Source organism: Streptomyces sp. RKAG290 (assembly GCF_023701695.1).
In the GTDB taxonomy this organism is placed as follows: Bacteria; Actinomycetota; Actinomycetes; order Streptomycetales; family Streptomycetaceae; genus Streptomyces.
On the sequence record NZ_JAJOZC010000001.1, the window covers coordinates 7,655,978 to 7,678,335 of the forward strand.

Annotated in this window: 2 pseudogenes; both read left to right on the forward strand. The window is 73.8% G+C overall.

From position 1 onward, the window contains the following. A pseudogene (locus LNW71_RS33955) lies at positions 1-14,562 on the forward strand (amino acid adenylation domain-containing protein). Continuing rightward, positions 14,559-22,135 (forward strand): annotated as a pseudogene (locus tag LNW71_RS37120) (amino acid adenylation domain-containing protein). The pseudogenes LNW71_RS33955 and LNW71_RS37120 overlap by 4 nt, the downstream one beginning before the upstream one ends. The last annotated feature ends 223 nt before the right edge of the window (positions 22,136-22,358 follow it).

A 22,358-nucleotide genomic window follows, 5' to 3' on the forward strand; every position in this document is an offset into this window, starting at 1 on the left:
ATGCGCGAAAACGGCTCCGTTCCCTCACGTACGGCTCCCGACGAGTCCTTCGGGATTACTGCGGCTCAGCAAGGTGTCTGGTACGGGCAACTGGTGGATCCGGACAGTCCGAAATACAACATCGGGGAATGCTTCGAGATCCGTGGCGACCTCGACGAGGTGTTATTGGCCGCAGCACTGGACCGGGCCTACGCGCTGTGCGACAGCCTCAACGCCGAGTTCGTCGCCGACGGAGACACCGTCCGCCAGCACGTCGTCCGGCGCCCTCCGGCCGGGAACAGCCGGCTCCATGTGGTCGATCTGACCGACGCCGACGACCCCGTCGAGGAGGCTGAGCGTTACCTGGCCGCCGACATGGCGGCCGTCGACAGGCTCGACGCCCCGCACCACCACTTCGCGTTGCTGCGTCTCGGCCGCCGACTGCACTACTGGTACGTGCGCTTCCACCACATAGCCGTCGACGGCCTCGGCGGCGCCGTCTTTGCCCGCACCGTGGCCGACCTATACGGGCGTGCCGTACGAGGCGAGGACCTTGCCGAAGCCGAGCTGCCCGCCGCGCCCCTGCGCGACCTCGTCGCCGACGAGGCGGCCTACCGCGACTCGGACCGCTACGAGGCCGACCGCGCCTACTGGACCGGCAGGTTCGCGGACCTGGCTGCCGAGCGCACCGCGCACACGGCCGGTGCCGACCGCACCGCGCACACGGCCGCCGCCGGGAGCGAGCCGGAGGCGCACGGTGGCAGGGCCCTCATCCGTCGGCGCACCGATGCTCCCGCACCAGGGGCCCTCGACGGGCCGGACGTCCGGCTGCACAACGGGGAGACGCTTCCGGTCGCCGTCCTCGACAGCCTGCGCCGACTGGCCGCCGCCAACCGCACCACCTGGAGCGCCGTCCTCGTCAGCGCGGTCGCCGCTTACGTCGCCCGGGTCACCGGAACGCAGGACGTCACCGTGGGCCTCGCCTCCAACGGCCGGCACGGCGGACTGCGGCACATCGTCGGCATGACCGCCAACATCCTGCCGCTGCGCGTGACCGTCACCCCCGACATGACAGTCGGCACCCTCGTCCGCGCCGTCGCCGCCGAGATGCGTGGCGCCCTGCGCCACCGCCGCTTCTCCCGTGAACAACTCGCCCGTGAACTGAACATGACCGACGACGCGGCCCGGCTCACCGGCGTCGTCGTCAACATCATGGGCTACGACTACGACCTCGACTTCGCCGGCAGCCCCGGCGCCTCCCGCGTGCTGTCTATCGGCCCCGTCGACGACCTTTCGCTCTTCGTCTCGGAACGGGCCGAGGGCAAAGGGCCGTTGATCGGGTTCGACGCCAACCCGGAGCTGTACCGCCCGAGGACGTGCGGCTGCACCAGGATGCCGTCGTCTCCTTCCTGTCGGCGCTGGTCGACGCGGACGCCGACATTCCCCTGCGCGACCTGCCGTTCCTGGACGAGACCACCGCCAAGGCCCTGCACGCGCAGGGGCGCGGCACCGCCCTGCCGGCCGAGGCCCTCGACCTGAGCCTGCCGGAGGCCTTCCGGGCGCAGGCGCGCCGGACCCCGGACGCCCCGGCGGCGGTGGACGGCGCCGTCACGCTCTCGTACCGGGAGTTGGCGCGGACCGCGGACGACCTCGCAGGCGCATTGGCCGGCTGGGGCGTCGGGCGGAGGACGGTGTCGGCGTCCTGGTGGGCCGCTCGGCGGCCGTGCTGTCCGCCACGCTCGGCGCCGTGGGCGCGGGAGCGGCGTATGTGCCGATGGACGCTGCCTGGCCGGCCGAACGGCTCGGCCGCGTCGTGGCGGCCGCGCGCGTGCGTGCCCTGGTGGCCGACGAGGCCGCCGCCGCTCAGCCCTGGGTGCGGGAGATCGCCGCCGGCCTGCCGCTGATCGTCATCGACGCCCTCGGCGGTGTCCTGCGCGGCGCCCCGGCACGGCCGGGTCCCCTGCCCGGGTGACGTGCGGCGACCGGCTCGCGTACGTGATGTTCACTTCCGGCTCCACCGGCCTGCCCAAGGGCGTCGGTGTGACCCATGCCGACGTCCTCGCGCTGGCCGCCGACAGCACCTGGACGGACGGCGTGTCGGATGCGGTGCTGATGCACTCCGCCTACGTCTTCGACGCCTCCACCTTCGAGATCTGGGTGCCGCTGCTGAACGGCGGGCGCGTGGTCGTCGCACCCGGCGGCGTGCTGGAGGCACGCGTCCTGCACGAGACGGTGGCCCGGCACGGTCTGACCGCGCTGTTCCTCACGACGGCGCTGTTGAACGTGATGGCCGAGGCGGATCCCACGGCGTTCGCCGGGCTGCGCATGGTCGCCGCGGGCGGTGAGGCCGCGACCCCGGACCTGATGCAGCGGGTCGCCGCCGCGGCTCCCGCCACGCTCGTCCTGCACGTGTACGGCCCCACGGAGACCACGACCTTCGCCGCCCGCCATCCCGTAGCTGCCGGCACCGCGGGCGTCCCGCCCATCGGCCGGGCCCTCGACGGTATGGGCCTGTACGTGCTGGACGACTCCCTCGGCATGGTGCCGCCTGGCGTCGTGGGGGAGCTGTACGTGAGCGGCCACGGCGTCGCCCGCGGCTACCAGCGCAGTGCGGCGCTGACCGCCACCCGATTCGTCGCCGACCCGTACGACGCAGGCGGCGGTCGAATGTACCGCACCGGCGACCTCGTGCGCTGGACCGCGCGAGGCGACATCGAGTACGTCGGGCGCGCGGACGGCCAGATCAAACTCCGCGGGTTCCGCATCGAACCCGCCGAGACCGAGAACGTCCTGCTCACCGACCCGGATGTGCACGGTGCCTGCGTGGTGGTCCGCGAGGACGTACCCGGCGACCGACGACTGGTCGCCTACGTCGTGCCCGCCCCCGGCGCCCGCCCGGACGGCCCCGCCCTGGCCCGCAGGGTCGGGCGCGCCCTGCCCGCGTACATGGTGCCCTCCGCCTTCGTGACACTCGACGCGCTGCCCCTGAACCCAACGGCAAGCTCGATCGCCGTGCCCTGCCCGCCCCCGCGCTGCCGCCACCACCGGCCGCGCGCCGCGGACCGCGTACGAGGAGGTTCTGGCCGGCCTGTTCGCGGACGTCCTGGGGATGACCGGGATCGGGATCGACGACAACTTCTTCTCCCTGGGCGGCCACTCGCTCCTCGCCACCCGTCTCACCGGCCGGGTGCGGACGGCCCTGGGCGTCGAACTCGGCCTGGGCACGCTGTTCGACCACCCCACGGTCGCCTCCCTGGCCGCGGCCCTGGACACCACCGCGGCGGCCCGGCCCGCCCTCTGCCCGCAGCCGCGGCCGGAAGCGGTCCCGCTGTCCTTCGCGCAGCAGCGCCTCTGGTTCCTCAACCGGGTGGAGGGCCCCGGCGACACCTACAACGTCCCGCTCGTCCTCGAACTCGACGGCCCCCTCGACACGGACGCCCTGCGCGGTGCCCTGGCGGACGTGGTCGCCCGCCACGAGAGCCTGCGCACCGTCTTCGCCGAACACGACGGGATCGCCCGCCAGGTGGTCCTCGGTGCCGACTCCGCCGCCTCGCTCGTCCCTCTCGTCGTCGAACAGCCACCGGCCGAGCGGAGCGCCGACGGCTGGACCGAGGAAAGGCTGCGCCGCCTGACCACCGAGCCCTTCGACCTCGCGCACGACACCGCCGTCCGCGCGCATCTGCTCAGCCTGGGCCCGGCGCGCCACGTCCTGGTCCTCGTGCTCCACCATGTCGTCGCCGACGGCTGGTCTCTCGCCCCGCTCAGCCGTGATCTCGCCACCGCCTACCGTGCCAGGGGCGAGGGCACGGGCTCGCCCGACTGGGCCCCGCTGCGCGTGCAGTACGCCGACTACGCCCTCTGGCAGCGCCGGTTGCTCGGCGACGACGCCGACCCGGACAGCCTGGCCGCGCGCCAGCTGGCTTTCTGGAAGGAGGCGCTGCACGGCGCCCCCGACCTGCTGGACCTGCCCCTCGACCGGCCCCGCCCCGCCGTGTCCAGCCACCGGGGCGACGCCGTCCCCTTCGCGTTGCCCGCCCCGCGCACGCCGCGCTCACCCGGCTCGCCCGTGCCGCCGGCTGCACCCCCTTCATGGTGCTCCAGGCCGCGCTCGCCGTGACACTCCAGGCACACGGCGCGGGCTCCGACATCCCGCTGGGCGCCGCCGTGGCCGGACGCACCGACGAGGCCCTCGACGACCTGGTCGGGTTCTTCGTCAACACCGTCGTGCTGCGCGCGGACCTGTCGGGCGATCCGACGTTCCGCGAACTGCTCGACAGGGTCAAAGCGTTCGACATCGCGGCTCTCAGCCACGGCGACATCCCGTTCGAGCGGATAGTGGAAGCTCTCAACCCTGAGCGTTCCGGCGACCACCACCCCCTCTTCCAGACCATGCTGGTTCTGCAGAACCAGGAGCGGGCGGGGCTCGATCTGCCGGGTGTCGCTGTCCGCGACCTGTCCCGGCACCGCGGGGGCAGCAAGTTCGACCTGACGTTCTCCCTCACCGAGCTCACCGAGCTCACCGAGCTCACCGAAGACACCGATGTCACCGGACCTGTCGCAGACACCAGATCCGCCGAGGTCACCAGACCCGCCGGACCCGCAGTACCGGCCGACCCGCCGGAGAGCGCTGCCGCAGACACCGCGCCCGGCGCCGGAGGCATCGGCGGGTACCTGGAATACGCGACCGACCTCTTCGACGCCGCCACCGCCCACGCCCTGTGCGCGCGTTTCGCCCGTGTCCTCACCCTCGCCGTGACCGAGCCGGGCCGAGCCATCAGTGACCTGGACCCGCTCGCCCGGGGGAGCGGGACCGGCTCCTGATCCAGGGACGCGGCGAGGAGCGGCCCCTGCCCTCCCGTACCGTCCCCGAAGCGGTACGGGAGTGGGCCGCGCGCACACCGCACGCCGTAGCCGTGCGCGACGCGCACACGAGCCTCACCTACGCCGAACTCGACGCCCGCGCCGACACGCTCGTCCACCTCCTGCGCGAGCGCGGCGCGGGCCGTGAGGGCAGGGTGGCCATCGCCGCGCCGCCGTCCGTGGACACCGTCGTTGCCATGCTGGCCGTACTGCGGGCCGGTGCCGCCTATCTGCCCGTCGACCCGCAGTACCCGCCCGCCCGCATCCGGCACATGCTCGACGACGCCCGACCCGTCCTGCTGCTCACCACCACGGACGTCCACCCGTCACTGCCCGTCAGCGACGTACCGTGGCTCGCCCTCGACGACCGGGAGGCCCGGTCCACGGGCCACAGCAGGACCCTCCCGGCCGCACCCCGCGCGGCGGACCCCGCGTACGTCATCTACACCTCCGGCTCGACCGGCCGCCCCAAGGGTGTGGTCGTGCCGCACAGCGCCCTGGCCAATCACATGGCCTGGATGGCGCGGCACCTGGCGATCACCCCGCAGGACCGGGTCCTCGCCCGCACCTCCTCCAGCTTCGACGCCTCCGTGTGGGAACTGTGGCTCCCGCTGATGAACGGCGCCGAGGTCTGTGTGCTGCCGCACGGCGCCAACACGGAACCCCGCACCCTGGTCTCCTGGATGAGCCGGTTCGGCGTCACCGTCGCCCAGTTCGTGCCCTCCCACCTGACCCTCGTCCTCACCGAGGCGGCGCACGCCGCGCCGCTGCCCGGCCTGCGCGCCGTGCTGTGCGGCGGCGAGCCGCTGCCGCGCGCCCTCGCCGACGACGTCGCCGAGCTGTGGCGGGCCGAGGCGCACAACCTCTACGGGCCGACCGAGGCGGCCATCGACGCGACCGCCCACCGCGTGGCCGGCCAGGAGAGCAGCGGACAGCCGGACGGCACGCCGTACGAGACCGTGCCGATCGGCCGCCCCGTCGACACCATGCGCGCCTATGTCCTGGACGGCCGGCTGCGTCCCGTGCCACCCGGTGTCACCGGTGAGCTGTACCTGTCCGGTCCCAACCTCGCCCGCGGATACCTGGACCGCCCGGGCCTGACCGCCGCACGGTTCGTCGCCGACCCGTTCGACGGCACGGGCGCCCGGATGTACCGGACGGGCGACCTCGTGCGGTGGAACCGGCAGGGCCTGCTCGACTACGTGGCACGCGCCGACGACCAGGTCAAACTCCGCGGCTTCCGGATCGAGCTGGGCGAGGTCGAGGCCGCACTCCTGGTACGCCCCGGAGTCACCGGCGCCTGCGCCGTGATCCGTGAGGACAAGGCCGGCGGGCGCCTCCTCGTCGCCTACGCCGTCACCGCGGACCCGTCCCTGCGCCCCGTCACCCTGCGCGACGCCCTCGCCGAGAGCCTGCCGCACTACATGGTGCCCGGCGCCGTGGTCGTCCTGGACGACCTTCCGCTCCTGCCCAACGGCAAGGTGGACAGGCGCGCCCTGCCGGAGCCCGCGCCCGGCTCCGACGCCACCGACGGAGTGGGTCAGCACACCCTCCAGGAGGGCCTGCTCGCCGGCATCTTCGCCGACGTCCTGCAGCGGCCCCTGGTGAACCCGCACGACAGCTTCTTCGACCTCGGCGGGCACTCCCTCCTCGCCATGCGGGTCGTGAGCCGCGTCCGCGCCGTGCTCGGCGCCGAGATCGCCGTCCGCACCCTCTTCGAGCACCCGACCGTCGCCGGCCTGGCCCGCGTCCTGGACCTGCAGGGCCGCGCCCACCCCCCGGTGGTGCCCGCCGGGCAGCGGCCCGATCCGCTGCCGCTGTCCTTCGCCCAGCAGCGCCTGTGGTTCCTCAACCGGCTCGAAGGCCCCAGCTCCGCCTACAACATCCCGCTCGTCCTCGAACTCGACGGCGCCCTGGACACCGATGCCCTGCGCGCCGCCCTGCGTGACGTCGTGGAGCGGCACGAGGCGCTGCGCACCCTGTTCCCCGCACGCGACGGCGTGCCTCATCAGCTGGTTCTTCCGGCCGGGGCGGTCACCCCTCGCCTGCCTGTCGTGAGCACAGCGCCCGCGGACCTGGAGGCAGCCGTCCTGGCCGCCGTGCGGGAGCCGTTCGACGTGATCACGGACCCGCCGCTGCGCGCCCTGCTGCTGCGCTCCGCGCCCGGCCACCACGTCCTGGTGCTCGTCCTGCACCACATCGCGGGCGACGGCTGGTCCCTCGCCCCGCTCACGCGCCACCTAGGCGACGCCTACCGCACCAGGCTCGCGGGCCGGGAGCCCGAGCCGGCGGCCGGCACCCCGCTCCAGTACGCCGACTACACCCTCTGGCAGCAGGCCGCCCTGGGCGACGGCGTCGCACCGCAGAGTGTTCTGCGCCGGCAGCTCGACCACTGGCACACCGCCCTCGCGGGGCTGCCCGGGCTGATCGATCTGCCACTGGACCGGCCGCGCCCGGTCTCCACCGACCCGAGGGGAGCCGTCCACACCTTCGACGTACCGTCCCTCTGTACGCCCAACTCCTGCGCCTGGCACGTGAGTCGGGCAGCAGCCTGTTCATGGTGCTCCAGGCGGCGGTGGCCACCTTGCTGCACCGTCACGGCGGGGGCGACGACATCCCGCTCGGCTCGCCCGTCGCCGGCCGCACGGACGAGGCGCTGGAGGACCTGGTCGGGTTCTTCGTCAACACGCTCGTCCTGCGCACGGACCTGTCCGGCAACCCGACCTTCCGGGAACTCCTGCTGCGCGTAAGGGAGTTCGACCTGGGCGCATACGCGCACCAGGACGTTCCCTTCGAGCGTCTCGTCGAGAGCGTCAACCCGGTCCGGGCACGCAACCACCATCCGCTGTTCCAGACCATGCTGGTCCTCCAGAACCAGGAGACCGCCCGCCCCGACCTGCCCGGCCTCACCGTCGAGGACCGGCTCGTCCACAACGGCCTGAGCAAGTTCGACCTCACCTTCGCCTTCAACGAGGAGGGGGGCGAGGCAGGCCTCACCGCCGGGATCGAGTACGCCACCGCCCTCTTCGACCGGTCCACCGTCGAAGCACTCGCGGACCGCCTGGTCCGGCTCCTGGAGCAGGTGGCCGCCGAGCCCGCCTGCCCGTCGCGAGCTACGACCTCATGACGCGGGACGAGCACGCCCGCGTCACCCACTGGGGAACCGGCCGCGGTCTGCCCGCCTCCGGCGACGCCACCCTGCCGGCCCTCTTCGCGGCCCAAGCGCACCGCACACCGGACGCGGTGGCCGTGACCGACGGCGGCACCACCCTCACGTACGCCGAACTCGACCGGATCTCCACCGACCTCTCCCGCGCACTGGCGGGCCTCGGCGTCGGCCCGGAAACCGGGATCGGCGTGCTGCTCACCCGGTCGCCGGCCGTCGTGTCGGTGTCGCTCGGCGCGGTACGCGCGGCAGGCGCCTACGTCCCGCTGGACGCGCGGTGGCCCGGGGAGCGGCTCGAACAGGTCGCCGGGGTGGCGGACGTGCGCGTCCTCGTCGTCGACGAGGACGCCTGCACCTCCCAGTGGGTGACCGAAACGGCCCGGCGGGTACCGGTCGTGGTCGTGGACCGGCTCGGCCGGATCCTGCGGGGCGCGCCCGAGCAGCAGGGCAGCCCAGCCGCCGTGCCGGGCGCCGGGGCCCTCGCCTACGTGATGTTTACCTCCGGCTCCACCGGCCTGCCCAAGGGCGTGGGTGTCACACACGCCGACGTGGTGGCCCTGACGGCCGACTCCGCCTGGCAGGGCGGCGCCGCCGACGCGGTGCTGATGCACTCGGCGTACGTCTTCGACGCCTCCACGTTCGAGATCTGGGCCCCGCTCCTGCACGGCGGCAGAGTCGTCGTCGCACCGGACGGCGTGCTGGAGGCCGGCGTCCTCGACGATGCCGTCCACGAGCACGGTGTGAGTGCGGTCTTCCTGACGACGGCACTGTTCAACGTGATCGCCGAGACCGATCCGGGCGCCTTCGCCGGCCTCCGGCTCGTCTGCGCGGGCGGTGAACTGGCCTCCCCGGACGCGATGCAGCGAGTGGCCGGCACCGCGCCGGGCGTGCGCGTCCTGCATGTGTACGGACCCACCGAGACGACCACCTTCGCCACCCGCTACGACGTGGCGGCCGACCTGCCGTCGGGCCCGCCGCCCATCGGACGGGCCCTGGACGGCATGCGCCTGTATGTCCTCGACGGCTCCCTGGGCCCCGTCCCGCCGGGGGTGGTGGGCGAGCTCTACCTCGCCGGACGCGGCGTGGCACGCGGGTACACGGGGCTGCCCGGCCTGACCGCCGCACGCTTCGTGGCCGACCCGTTCGACGCGGCGGGCGGGCGCATGTACCGCACCGGCGACCTCGTCCGGTGGACCGGTGACGGGCAGATCGCCTACGTCGCCCGCGCCGACAACCAGGTGAAGCTGCGCGGCTACCGCATCGAACTCGGTGAGATCGAAGGCGTGCTGGCCTGCTGCGAAGGTGTCGCCGACTCCTTCGCCGTCGTCCGCGAGGACACCCCCGGCGACCGGCGGCTCGTCGCGTACGTGGTGCCCGCGAACGGCGCACGCCCGAGTCCGCCGACCTCGCACGGGCCGTCGGCCGGTCCCTGCCCGCCTACATGGTGCCCGCCGCGTTCGTACTGATCGAGGCGCTTCCGCTGACCCTCAACGGCAAGGTGGACCCGCGCGCCCTGCCGGAGCCCGCGCACCAGCTCCCGGTCCGTGGACGCGCCGCCCGCACCGCGCGTGAGGAGATCCTCTGCGCACTCTTCGCCGACGTGCTCGGCCTCGACGAGGCCGGCGCGGACGACGACTTCTTCGCCCTGGGCGGCCATTCCCTGCTCGCCACCCGGCTCGCCGCGCGCATCCGTACCGCGCTCGCCGTGGAGGTCCAGGTCAAGGCAGTCTTCGAGCACCCCACGCCCGCCGCGCTCGCCGCCACACTGGACGGCGCGGACGAGGCCAGGGCGCCGCTGGAGCGGGCCCGGCGCCGGCCCGATCCGCTGCCGCTGTCCTTCGCCAGCAGCGCCTGTGGTTCCTCAACCGGCTCGAAGGGCCAAGCGCCACGTACAACGTGCCGATGGTGCTCCGCCTGGACGGCCCGCTCGACGCGGACGCCCTGCAGTGCGCCCTCGCGGACGTCGTCGAACGCCACGAGAGCCTGCGCACCGTCTTCCCCGAGGCCGACGGCGTGGCGCGCCAGCTGGTCCTGGACGCCGGCGCCGCCGACCTCGACCTGACGCCTCGCGACACCGACCCCGCCCGCCTCGACGAGGCCCTGACCGCCGAGGTGGCGCACACCTTCGACGTGAGCGCCGAACTGCCCGTGCGGGCCAGGCTGCTGCGGCTCGGCACCGAGACCCATGTCCTCGTCCTGCTCGTCCACCACATCGCGGGCGACGGCTGGTCCCTCGCCCCGCTCGCCCGCGACCTCGGCGAGGCCTACCGGGCGCGTACCGAGGGCGAGGAACCCGCCTGGACGCAGCTGGGCGTCCAGTACGCCGACTACACCCTGTGGCAGCGCGCCCTGCTCGGCGCCGAGGACGACCCCACCAGCCAGGCCGCCCGTCAGCTGGACTTCTGGCGCACCGCACTCGCCGGCGCCCCCGACCTGCTCGCTCTGCCGTGCGACAGGCCGCGCCCCGCCGTCACGGCCTACCGGGGCGACGCGTTCGCGTTCCCGGTCGACGCGGACACCCACCGGGCACTCGCGGATCTCGCCCGGGCCCGCGGATGCAGCCTGTTCATGGTGCTCCAGGCGGCCCTGTCGGTGCTCCTGTCCCGGCACGGCGCCGGTGAGGACATCCCGCTCGGCACGGCCGTCGCCGGACGCACCGATGAGGCCCTCGACGATCTGGTGGGCTTCTTCGTCAACACCCTCGTCCTGCGCACCGACCTGAGCGGAGACCCCACCTTCGCCGAAGTCATCGACCGGGTGCGGGAGTTCGACCTGGCCGCCTACGCCCACCAGGACGTGCCGTTCGAGCGGCTGGTGGACGCCCTCAGCCCGGTCCGGGCGCAGAACCACCACCCGCTGTTCCAGACCATGCTCGTCCTCCAGAACCAGGCGGACACCACCGTAGGCCTGCGCGGTCTCACGGTGACGGAACAGCCGGTGCGCACCGGCATCAGCAAATTTGACCTGACCTTCACCTTCAACGAGACCCGGGACGGCGCGGGCCGGCCTGCCGGCCTCGACGGAGTGCTGGAGTTCTCCACCGAACTGTTCGCCCACACCACCGCGCACGCCCTGGCCACCCGCCTCACCCGCCTGCTCGGCTCGCTCGCCGCCGACCCCGGCCGTCGCGTCCACTCGGTCGGCCTCCTGGACGCGGCGGAGCAGGAGAGCCTGGAGCGGGCCGCACACGGCCCGGTCCGGCCCGTGGCGGCGCGCACGGCGCCCGAGGCGTTCCGCGCGCAGTCGGCCAGAACCCCCGAGGCGATCGCTGTCCGGGACGGCTCGCACCGGCTCACCTTCGGTGAACTGGACCGTCTCTCGGACGACTTGGCCCACCACCTGCACGAGCGGGGCATCGGACGCGGCGACCTCGTCGCCCTCGCCCTGGAAGGCACCGCCGACCAGGTCGTCGCGATGCTGGCGGTGGTCAAGGCAGGGGCCGCCTACCTGCCGGTCGACCTCGAATACCCCGAGGCCCGGATCACCTACATGCTCGACGACGCCCGCCCGGCGCTGCTCCTCACCCACGGCACCGCCCGCGCCGCGCGGTACGTCCCGTCCGTGCCCTGCCTCGCACTCGACGACCGGGCCGCCTGGTCCACCGGGCGCACGGCACCGCCCACCGCCGCGCCGGACCCGCGCGACGCCGCTTACGTCATCTACACCTCGGGCTCGACCGGCCGTCCCAAGGGCGTCGTCGTCACCCACGCGTCCCTGGTCAACCACATGGAGTGGATGGCGGGCCACCTCGGCCTCACCGACGAGGACCGGGTCCTGGCACGCACGTCGCCGAGCTTCGACGCCTCGGTGTGGGAGACCTGGCTGCCGCTGCTGCACGGCGGCTCCACCTGCCCCGTGCCGCCCGCCGCCAACCACGACCCCGCCGGGCTGCTGGCCCGCATGCGCGAAGCGGGCGCGACGATCGTGCAGTTCGTGCCCTCGCACCTCTCGCTGATCCTCACCGAGACCGGCCCCGACGAGGCGCCCGCGACCCTGCGCGCCGTCCTGTGCGGCGGCGAACCCTGCCCCGGGCGCTGGCCTCGCGCGCCGGCCGGGACTGGCGGGTCGAGGTGCACAACCTGTACGGACCCACCGAGACGACGATCGACGCCACCGCCCACCACCACCGCCGCGCGGAGGCGGACGCCGGCGCGGGGGACGGCGGAGTGCCGCTCGGCCGCCCCGTCGACAACACCCGCGCCTACGTCCTGGACGCCGGGCTCCGGCCGGTGCCGCCGGGAGTCACCGGCGAGCTCCACATCGCGGGCGACGGCCTTGCCCGCGGCTACCTCGGGCGCCCCGTCCTGACCGCATCGCGGTTCGTCGCCGATCCGTACGGGCCCGCCGGCAGCCGCATGTACCGCACCGGCGACCTCGTCCGGCGGGATGCCGACGGCCTGCTCACCTACGTCTCCCGCGCCGACGACCAGGTGAAGCTGCACGGCTTCCGCATCGAACTCGGCGAGATCGAGGCCGCTCTCAGCGCGCTCGACGGCATCGCCGCCGCCTGCGCGGTCGTCCGGGAGGACCGGCCGGGGGAGCGGAGACTGGTCGCCTACACCGTCCCCGACAGGCGCAGCGGCGCCGCGACCCCGACCGACAGCGAACTGCGCACCCGGCTGACATCGGCCCTGCCGCCGTACATGGTGCCCGCCGTCTTCGTCGCCCTCGACGCCCTGCCGCTCCTGCCCAACGGCAAGACCGACCGCAGCGCCCTGCCCGTGCCGGCACGCCCTGCCGCCACCCGGCCGGGCGGTCAGCCGCGCACCGCGCAGGAACGCGTCCTGTGCGACGTGTTCGCCTCCGTCCTGCACAGCCCGGCCGTCCGCACCGACGACGACTTCTTCGCGCTCGGCGGCGACAGCATCCTCTCCATCCAGCTCGTCAGCCGCGTCCGCGAGGCCGGCCTCGGAGTCACCCCCCGCGACGTCTTCGTCCACCGCACCCCCGAGGCCATCGCGGCCGTCGCCACCGCACTCGGCCAGGACGCCGCCGCACCGGCCGAACAGGGCACCGGCGAGATGCCGCCGACGCCCATCGCCGCCTGGCTCCTGGAGCGGCCCGGCACCACGGACGGCTACAACCAGTCCGGGGTGCTGCGCACGCCCGCGGGCGCCGGGGAGGACGCTCTCGTCGCAGCCCTCCAACTCCTCATCGACCACCACGACATGCTCCGTCTGCGAGTCACCCGCCCGGCCGGGGGTGAGCCCGTCCTCGAAGCCCTGCCACCCGGCGCCGTGCAGGCCCGCCGCCGCTTCACCCGCGTCGACATCGCCGGCCTCGACGCGGAAGCCGCCCGCGCAGCCGTCACCGAGGCGGGCGAGCAGGTGCGCAGCCGTCTGCGGCCCGCGCACGGGGAAGTGGTCGAGGCCGTCTGGTGCGATGCCGGACCGCACGCCCGCGGGCGGCTGCTGCTCGTCGTGCACCACCTGGCCGTCGACGCGGTCTCCTGGCGCATCCTCGCCGCCGACCTGGCCCGGGCATGGCAGACGGTCACCGAAGCCGCGGCCGGCGGCGAGCGCCCCGCCGCGACCCCGGCGTTGCCCGCCGCCACGACTCCCTACCGAGCCTGGGCGCACCTGCTCGCGTCCCAGGCGCGCGGCGCCGCGCGGGAGGCCGAACTCCCCAGGTGGCAGAGCGTGCTGAGCACCCCGGACCCGCAACTGGGATACCGGCCGCTCGACCCCCACCTCGACACGGCCGACGGGACGCGCACCCTGGTCACGCACCTGCCCGCCACCTGGGCGAAGTCCCTGCTCACCACTGTCCCCGGCGCGTTCCACGCCGGAGTGGACGACGTCCTGCTCACCGGCCTCGCCCTGGCCGTCTGCTCCTGGCGGACGGACCGGGCCGCCCGCCTCGGCGAGCCCCGGCCGGAAGGCAGCGCCGTCCTCCTCGACCTGGAGGGCCACGGCCGCGAACAGATCGCCGAACACCTCGACCTGTCCCGTACGGTCGGCTGGTTCACCAGCCTCTACCCCGTCCGGCTCGACCCCGGACCCCTCGACGGCCGCGACCCCGGACGCTTCGACGCCGCACTCGTCGAACGCGCCGTCAAACGCGTCAAGGAACAGCTGCGGACCGTGCCCGACCACGGCGTCGGCTACGGAATGCTGCGCCACCTCAACCCGGTGACCCGGCCCCGGCTGGCCACCGCGGCAGAACCCCAGATCGGCTTCAACTACCTCGGCCGGTACGCCGCTTCGCAGGGGCCGTCCGACAGCGGCGGCGCCGACTGGGACGTCCTGCTGGACGGCGGCGGGCCGCGCAGTCAGGACCCGGACATGCCCGTGCACCACGTCATCGACATCAACGCGCACACCGAGGACCTGCCGGACGGTCCGCGCCTGGTGACCCGCTGGACCTGGCCCAGTGACCTCCTCAAGGAGGAGGACGTGGGAGCCCTGTCCGACGCGTTCATCCGCGCGCTGCGCGCCCTCGCGGAACACGCCGAACGACCCGACGCGGGCGGCTACACGCCGTCCGACCTTCCCCTGGTCTCGCTCAACCAGGCACAGATCGACCGACTGCAGAACAAGTGGGGTGGCCGCAAGTGACCGGGTTCCAACTAGAGGACGTACTGCCGCTGACGCCGCTTCAGGCCGGCATGCACTTCCACGCCCTGTACGACTCCCACGCCGTGGACGTCTACACCGCGCAGTTCGTCTTCGACCTCGAAGGCCCGTCGGCGTCCCCGCGCTGCGCGCCGCCATCGGCAGCCTGCTGCGCCGGCACGCCAACCTGCGGGTCGGTTTCCTCCACGAGGATCTGGACGAGCCCGTGCAGGCGGTCGCCGCCGAGGTTCCCGTGCCGCTGGAGGAACTGGACCTGACAGGTACGGACGGCACGGGCACGACGGAGCAACGCCTCACCGAGTTCCTCGCCGCCGACCGCACCCGACGCTTCGACCTGACCACCCCGCCGCTGATGCGGTTCACCCTGGTGCGCACCGCGCCGCAGCGCCACCGCCTGGTCATGACGAGCCACCACATCCTGTTCGACGGCTGGTCGGTGCCCCTCCTGGTGCGGGAACTGTTCGAGCTCTACGCGACCGGGGGTGACGACAGCGCCCTGCCGCGCGTCACCCCTTACCGCGCCTACCTCCAGTGGCTGGCGCAGCAGGACCGCGGCGCCGCTCTGGACGCCTGGTCCACCGCCCTGGCCGGAGTCGAGGCCCCACCCTGCTCGCCGGGCCCGGCGGCAGCGGGGCGCCGGCCTCCGGCGAACTGCCCGAAACGCTCGTCCTCGACCTGGACGCGGCCACGACGCACCGGCTGCGTGAGACGGCCCGCACCCACCGGCTCACCCTCAACACCCTTGTCCAGGGCGCCTGGGGGCTTGTGCTCGGACACCTCACCGGACGCCCCGACGTCGTGTTCGGCGCCACCGTGTCCGGACGCCCGCCGGAGATCCCCGGCATCGAGTCGATGGTCGGCCTGTTCATCAACACCCTGCCGGTACGGCTGCGCCCGACCCCCGGCGAGACCCTGGCGCAGCTCCTGACCAGGCTCCAGGAGGAACAGGGCCGTCTCCTCGGCAGCCAGCACGTGGGCCTCACCGAGATACGCGGCGTCACGGGCCTCGATGAACTCTTCGACACCCTGACCGTCTTCGAGAACTACCCGATGGACGACGAGGCGCTGCGCACCGCGCAGCAGGGGCTGCCCGGCCTCGCCGTCACCGGGTTCAGCGGCACGGACGCGGCCCACTACCCCCTCACCCTGACCATCGCGCCGGGTGACGCACTGAAGATCACCTTCGGATACCGGGCCGCCGTCCTGCACCGTGACGAGGTGGCAGGGACGGTCGCCCGCATGCGCCGCCTGCTGACGGTGATGACACAGGGCCTCGACCGCCGCGCCGACGCCGTTCCCGTCCTCCTGGAAGGCGAGCGTGAGACGCTGCTCGCCCTGGGGGCCGGCGCCGAACCACTCCGCGACACAGGAGGGGTGAGCATCGCGGACGCCGTGGCCGAGCGTGCCGCCCGGCATCCGGACGCGGTGGCCGTGTCCGGCGCGGGCGAGCAACTGACCTACCGCCAGCTCAGTGACCTCTCGGACGGTCTCGCCCGCGCCCTGACCGGGGTCGGAACCGGTGACGAGGACGGCGTCGGCATCCTGGTCGCCCGTTCGACCGCCACGGTCACCTCCTCCCTGGCCGTCCTGCGCGCAGGTGCCGCCTACGTGCCGCTCGACCCGCGCTGGCCCGTCGAACGTCTCAACCGCGTCGCCGAGGTCGCCGCGCTGCGGGTCCTGATCGTCGACGAGGCGGCCCGCACCCACGACTGGGTGCGCCAACTCGGCCCGGACGTGACCGTGCTGACCGTCGACGCCGCAGGCCGCGTCCGGCACGGAGGCCCGACAGCCCGGGGGCCCTTCCGGCGCTCACGGGCGGCAACCGGCTCGCGTACGTGATGTTCACCTCCGGCTCCACCGGACTGCCCAAGGGCGTCGGCGTCACCCATGCCGACGTGACAGCTCTCGCATCCGACCGGAACTGGGGCGACGGCGCGGCCGACGCCGTCCTGCTGCACTCGGCGTACGTCTTCGACGCCTCCACCTTCGAGATCTGGGCCCCGCTCCTCAACGGCGGCCGCGTCGTCGTGACGCCCGAGGGCACGCTCCAGCCCGCCGTGCTCCGTGACCTCGTCGCCCGGCACGGCGTGACGGCGGCGTTCCTCACGACGGCCCTGTTCAACGTGCTGGCCGAGACAGACACGGACGCCCTCGGCCTGCTGCGTCTGGTCGCCACCGGCGGCGAGGCCGCCGCGCCCGGCGTCCTGCAGCGCCTCGCCGCCGCCCACCCGGACACCGTCGTCCTGCACGTCTACGGGCCGACCGAGACCACCACCTTCGCCACCGTCCACCGCGTCCGCCCCGACGACTCTCCCGGCGGCGCAGCCCCGATCGGCCGACCGCTCGACGGCGGGCACGCCTACGTCCTGGACGCGGCGATGCGGCCCGTGCCGCTCGGCGCCGAGGGGGAGTTGTACGTCGCGGGCGCCGGGGTCGCGCGTGGCTACCTCGGGCGGCCCGGCCTCACCGCCACCCGGTTCGTCGCCGACCCGTTCGCCGGCACCGGGGCGCGGATGTACCGCACCGGCGACCTGGTGCGCTGGGGCCACGACGGCACCCTGCGCTACGTCGCCCGGGCGGACCAGCAGATCAAACTGCGCGGCCACCGCATCGAACCCGCCGAGATCGAGACCGTGCTCCGCGCCGACCCGTCCGTGGCCGCCGCCTGCGTACTGGTCCGCGAGGACCTGCCGGGCGACCGGACCCTCACCGCCTACGTCGTCCCCGCCCCCGGACACACCCCGGACCCCGGTCCGCTCGCCGCGTACGTCGGACTCCACCTGCCCGCCTACATGGTGCCCGCCGTCATCCAGCCGCTCGACGCGCTGCCCCTGACCCCCAACGGCAAGCTCGACAGGGCCGCCCTGCCCGCACCCGCCACCCCGGGAACGGCGGGCCGGAGGCCGCGCAGTGCGCTTGAGGAGATCCTCGCCGGGCTGTTCGCCGACGTGCTCGGCGTGCCACGCGTCGGCATCGACGACAGCTTCTTCGCCCTGGGCGGCCACTCGCTGCTGGCCACCCGGCTCGTGGGCCGGGTGCGCACCGCCCTGGACACCGAGACCGAGATCCGCACCCTCTTCGAGAACCCGACCGTCGCCACGCTCGCCGCGGCCCTGGAGAACGAGGACCGGCCCGGCCGCCCCGCTCTCGTCCCGCAGGAACGCCCTGGCGCCCTCCCGCTGTCGTACGCCCAGCAGCGCCTGTGGTTCCTCCACCGGCTCGAAGGCCCCTCCGCCACCTACAACATCCCCTTCGCCGTACGCATCGAGGGACCGCTCGACACCGAGGCCCTGCGCCTGGCCCTCGGCGACGTCGTCGGCCGGCACGCAGCCCTGCGCACCGTCTACCCCGAGCGCGACCACGGGCCGAACCAGCACATCACCGCCGTGGACGACGTCCGCCTCCCGTTCGCGCTGGAAGCCGTCGACGAGGACAAGGCCGCCGACCGGATCAGAGCGGCCACGGCCGAACCCATCGACATCGAGCACCGCCTTCCGCTGCGGGCGACCTTGATGCGCCTGGCGGACGACGCCCACGTCCTGGTGCTCGTGATCCATCACATCGCCGCCGACGGTTCGTCCCTGGCGCCGCTCGCGAATGACCTTGGCGCCGCTTACCGGGCCCGTGTGCGCGGGGTGGAGCCCGCGCTGACCGCACCGCCCGTGGACTACGCCGACCACACCCTGTGGCAGCGCCGCCTGCTCGGTGACGAGCACGACCCCGAGAGTGTCGTGTCCCGACAACTCGCTTACTGGAAGGGTGCGTTGAGCGGCCTTCCGGAACTCGTCGAGCTGCCGTGGGACCGATCGCGTCCCGCAGTGCCCCGGCACACCGGAGCCACCTACGGCTTCACCGTCGACGCCACCACCTCGCGGCGGGTCGCCGACCTCGCCCGCAGCAGCGGGTGCAGCGTCTTCATGGTGCTCCAGGCCGCCCTGTCGACCGTGCTGTCCCGGCACGGCGCCGGCGACGACATCCCGCTGGGCACCGCCGTCGCCGGACGCACCGACGAGGCGGCCTCGGAACTCGTCGGCCTCTTCGTGAACACCCTCGTGCTGCGCACGGACCTGACGGGCGACCCCACCTTCCGTGAACTGCTCGCCCGGGTGAGGGAGTTCGACCTTTCCGCATACGCGCACCAGGACGTCCCCTTCGAGCGCCTGGTGGAGCTGCTCAACCCCGCGCGCTCGCAGAGCCACCATCCGCTCTTCCAGACCATGCTCATCCTGCAGAACCACGCCCCCGCCGCAGGCATCGACCTGCCAGGCCTCACGGTCAGCGGTGTGCCGGTCGACGCCGGAGTCAGCAAGTTCGACCTGTCGTTCACCTTCACCGAGACGTACGACGACAACGGCGCCCCAGCGGCATGCGGGCCGCCGTCGACTACGCCACGGAACTCTTCGACGCGGCGACCGTCCGCGCCCTCGCCGACCGGCTGGTCCTGCTTCTCGGCTCCGTCACCGCGGACCCGGACCGCCCACTGCACACGTACGACGTGCTCACACCCGCCGAACGCACCCGCCTCGCGACCTGGGGGACCGGGCCCGTCGAGGCGCTGCCCGAGTCGACGGTTCCGGCACTCTTCGCGCAGTGGGTACGACGCACCCCCAAGGCCCCGGCGGTCCGCGACGCGGACACCACCCTCACCTACGGCGAACTCGACGCCCTCGCCGACGGCCTCGCCCAGCACCTTGCCGCACACGGCATCGGCCCCGAGGACCGGGTGGCCGTCGCCCTGCCCCGCACGCACCACCTCGTCGTGGCCCTGCTCGCCGTCCTCAAGACCGGGGCGGCATATGTGCCCCTCGACCCGGACTACCCGGCCCAGCGCCTTTCCTACATGCTCGAAGACGCCAGGCCGCGCCTGCTCCTCACCACCGCGGCCATTCACCGCCGCCTCCCCGAGGCCGGCCTACCGCACCTGTACGCCGACGAGCTCGGGAACAGCGAACGGACGGCCGCGCACACCGCAACCCGCACCGGCAACGCGCCGTCACCGGACCCGGCACACCCGGCCTACGTCATCTACACGTCGGGTTCCACCGGCCGCCCGAAGGGTGTCGTGGTGACCCACCGCGGTGTCGGTGCCATGGCCAGGACCCAGAGCGAACGGCTGCGCGTCACCCCGGGCAGCCGCGTGCTGCACATGGCGTCCGTCAGCTTCGACGCCGCGTTCTGGGAACTGTGCATGGGACTGCTCGCCGGTGCCTGCCTGGAGATCGACGAACGCGACGCCCTGCTGCCCGGTCCCACCCTCGCCGCCCTGGTCCGCGAGCGGGGTATCACCCACCTCACCCTGCCACCCGCCGCACTCGCGGTGATGCCCCCCGGCTCGCTGCCCGCCGGCACCACGATGGTCCTCGCCGGCGAGGCCTGCCCGCCGGCCCTGGTGCACACCTGGGCGCGCGACCGGTTCCTCGTCAACGCGTACGGCCCGACCGAGACCACGGTGTGCGCCACCATGAGTGCCTTCCAGCACCCGGACGGGCCGCTCGCCCCCGACCGGACGGTGTCCATCGGCGTCCCCGTGAACGGCACCCGGGTCCATGTCCTGGACGACCGGCTGGCACCCGTGCCGCCCGGCGTCGTGGGCGAGCTGTACGTGTCCGGGGACGGAGTCGCCCGCGGGTACCACGGCCGGGCCGCACTGACCGCGTCCCGCTTCCTGGCCGACCCGTTCGACCACGCCGGCGGCCGCATGTACCGCACCGGCGATCTGGTGCGCTGGACGAGGGACGGGGAACTCGTCTACGTCTCCCGAGTCGACGACCAGGTCAAACTCCGCGGGTTCCGCATCGAACTCGGGGAGATCGAGGCCGCGCTCACCGCGCTGCCCGGCGTGGCCGCGGCCTGCGCCGCCGTCCGCGAGGACCGGCCCGGCGACCGGCGCCTAGTCGCGTACACCGTTCCCGCGGAAGGCGCGCCGGCCCTGGACGAGCCGGAGGTACGCACCCGCCTTGCCGCGACCCTGCCCGACCACATGGTCCCCGCCGCCCACGTCAGCCTCGGAGCCCTGCCCCTCACCCCCAACGGCAAGACCGACCGGCGCGCGCTGCCCGCGCCCCACCGCGCCGCACCGGCAGGGGGCCGTGCGCCCCGGACCGCGCGCGAGCGCGCCCTGTGCGAGGTGTTCGCGGAGACGCTCGGTGTGCCCGAGGTGGGCGTCACGGACGACTTCTTCCACCTGGGCGGCCACTCGCTGCTCGCCGTGACCCTGGCCCGACGCATCGAGGAACGCTGCGGCCGACGCCCCTCACTGCGGGCCCTGTTCGCGGCGCCCACCGTCGAGGGCGTCGACCGGCTGCTGGGGCGTGCGGCGGGGGAGGAGCGCCCGGCGGACGATGCCACCCCGGACCTGGCTGCTGAGGTCCGGCTGGCACCGGACATCACAGGGACGGGCCGGGACGCCGCGGCAGTCGTGCCGGTGCCCGTACGCAGAGCCCTGCGCCCTTCCCCCAGGCCCCTGCTGACCGGCGCCTCCGGCTTCCTCGGCGCCTTCCTGCTGCGCGACCTCATCGAGAGGACCGACGGCCCTGTCGACTGCCTCGTACGGGCCGAGGACGACCACCGAGCGGCGCACCGGCTGCGGACCAACCTGGAGCGCTACGGCCTGTGGCGCCCCCGGTACGAGGACCTGATCCGCCCCGTCCCGGGCGACCTCGCCGCCCCGGGCCTCGGTCTGTCACCGGGGGACCGCACGGCCCTCGTCCGCCGCCTCGGCCCGGTCCTGCACAACGGCGCGCGGGTCAACTTCGCCGCCGCGTTCGGAGACCTGCGCGGCCCCAACGTTGCCGGCACCGAGGAGCTGCTGCGTCTGCTCGCCGACTCGGCCTCACCCGGGATGCACTACGTCTCGACGACAGGCGTGTACGCACCGGCACCCGGCCCCGACCCCGTCACCATCACCGAGTCGACCCCGACGGGCCCGGCAGCCGCCCTGCCCGACGGGTACGCACAGAGCAAGTGGGTCGCCGAGGGGCTCGTCGCACTCGCCCGTGAACGAGGCCTGCCGGTGACCGTCCACCGGCCCGGACGTATCAGCGGCGACACCACCACCGGCGCCTGCCAGGACCGCGACCTCTTGTGGCAGCTCGTCAAGGGCTGCCTCCAGGCGGGCGCGCTACCGGACCTGCCGTACGGGTCGACGGACTGGGTGCCGGTCGACTACGTCAGCGCCGCGGTCGTGGCGCTCTCCGTGTCCGCCCCGACCGGTGCGCAGACGTACCACCTCACCAACCCGGACGCTCCGGGCCTGGACCGGGTCTTCGAGGCGGCCTCCCGACTCGGCCACGTGCTGCCGACCGTTCCCGCGGCGCAGTGGCAGGCCCGCGTCGCGGCGCAGCCCGACAACGCCGCGCAGCTGTTCCTCGGTGGCGAGGGGCAGACCGGGCCCGAGGTGACGGACCTGCGCCGCTTCGACTCCCGGCGGACAGCGGCCGCGGCAGCAGCCGTGGGCGTTCACCAGCCGCTGCTGACCGACGAGATCCTGAACCGCTATCTGACGTACTTCCACGGAACAGGCTTCCTGCCCACCCCGGGGGTGCCGGCCACGTAGGAGTCGGCAGAGCGCCGAGAACGCGGCCCCGGCTCCGCGTCATCCCTCCGCAGTCCGATCCCGCGCCACGGACGGACTCCCGGAGGCTCCCGAGTGAGTCGTACGAGCACGCGGGCACTGACGCCCGCCGGTGTCCGCCCCGCCGTGCCCGTGTGGTTCACCCGGGCACGGCGGTCTTTCCTTTCCAGGCAGGGCTGCGTCGAGCAGGAGTTTCGCGGCACCC